The sequence below is a fragment of the Streptococcus sp. HMSC077F03 genome (genome assembly GCF_001812375.1).
GTDB lineage: Bacteria > Bacillota > Bacilli > Lactobacillales > Streptococcaceae > Streptococcus > Streptococcus oralis_S.
In genome coordinates, this window is the sequence record NZ_KV808758.1 from 1 (window position 1) to 1,614 (window position 1,614).

Sequence of the window (1,614 nt, forward strand, 5' to 3'; positions counted from 1 at the left end):
GTAACAGTACTCGAGTTTTTGAACTTCAACTTCTTCATTACGTCCACCAATCTTACGGGTTGTAAATTCACCTGTCTTGAAGACACCAGTCAATTCAGGGACTGTAATTGTTTCATTCGTTGGTGTGTAATCAGCTGGCGGATCAACTTCATCCTCTTCATTCGTTTCAGGAGCACGAGCTTCCTTACTCAAATCATAGTCGAAATTGTTATCTCCAGGGTTGAAGACACTATCGGGTACATAGATTGTGACATTGTCACCTTCTTGATTGATTCGACCACGAATTTGTTTTGATGGATCTGTGACTTTTTCAACAACTGTTTTACCATTGATTCGAACAGCATCAACCTTATACCCGGGTGTAACAGTGAACTCACCTTTGATGTCTTCCTTGATCAACGCTGCAGCTACCGATTCTAAAATTCGATTTGAGAACTTATCGATATCGCTTTGTTCATTAACATAGAAGGAAACGTTCTTTCCGTTTACAACCTTGTCTGGTGAAGCCATCGATTGAAGAGCATCATGGAAGATTCCTTGAACTGAACGGTTATCACCGATATTCAATGTTTTTCCAAATCCATTCAAATAAGCAGAACCATATTGGAAGTATGGGTCAGTGAACCCTGCCACTCGCTCCCAGAAACCAATAACTACAGAGCCTTCTGATCCAACAGCATTCTTAAGTGTATTTCCTGCCTCTTTTAACTCGTTTGCACGGCTGACAATATCTTGCGCTGCTTCAGGGAAATAGTTTTGACCAAGTCCCCATGCAGGTTGTAGCTTATAAGTTCTGGCATAACTTTTATCCATAACAACATTACCATCTGGGAGACGGTAACCATTGGCCACACCATCCGTTACAAGGAGGAATACTGTCTTACGACCATTTTTCATTTCTCCTTTTTGACTGTTATAAGCAGCAAGAGCATCCGTGATACCAGGAACTGTAGGAGTTCCTCCTCCAACAGTAATATTATCAATAAAGCTATGAATAGATTTTTGATCTGATGTTAAATCACTTGAACTAAACTGATAATGTTTACCAGTGATCCCCTCATTTGTATAGGTATCAATCGCTCCTGTGAAGTCCTCATTATCAAAATATCGAACCTGATCCAATCCTTGATAAGCTGAAACGAAGACGCGGTCAGTCGTATCTGGATCACCTGTACTCACTAAATGTGGGTCAGTTTCATTGTACTGTTCAGGTTTCACATAAGTGGTCAAACGCTTCAAGGCATTCTTAACACTAGGAATAGTCTTTTCAAAGGATCCACTCGCATCTTGAAGGATAACTAAGTCGATCGGTTTACGTGGAACTGTCCACTGTGTTTTTTCTGTTTTCTTTACCTTACGATAACATCCATTCTGGATAATTTCTGTGTTCTCTCCTACTTGTCTTGCAGCCCCTTCATCAGCTGATGCACCTCGAGCAAGGAACAGTCCAGCCAATCCTAATGGCACAGAGAGAAACAGAATCATAAACAGAACAGAGACCTTTTTAATGAAATCTCTCATAATTTTCTCTGAAATCCTATTGCGATTTCTTCTTCCTCCTCTTTTCTGAAATAGATGTATATTAGTTTAGCAGTTCTTGTAACTCTTTCGAGA

1 pseudogene is annotated in these 1,614 nt (G+C 40.2%); it reads right to left on the reverse strand.

Going from position 1 to position 1,614, the window contains the following annotated elements:
• A pseudogene (locus HMPREF2853_RS02555) lies at positions 1 to 1,521 on the reverse strand (cell surface protein); the annotation flags it as partial.
• Positions 1,522 to 1,614 lie beyond the last annotated feature (93 nt).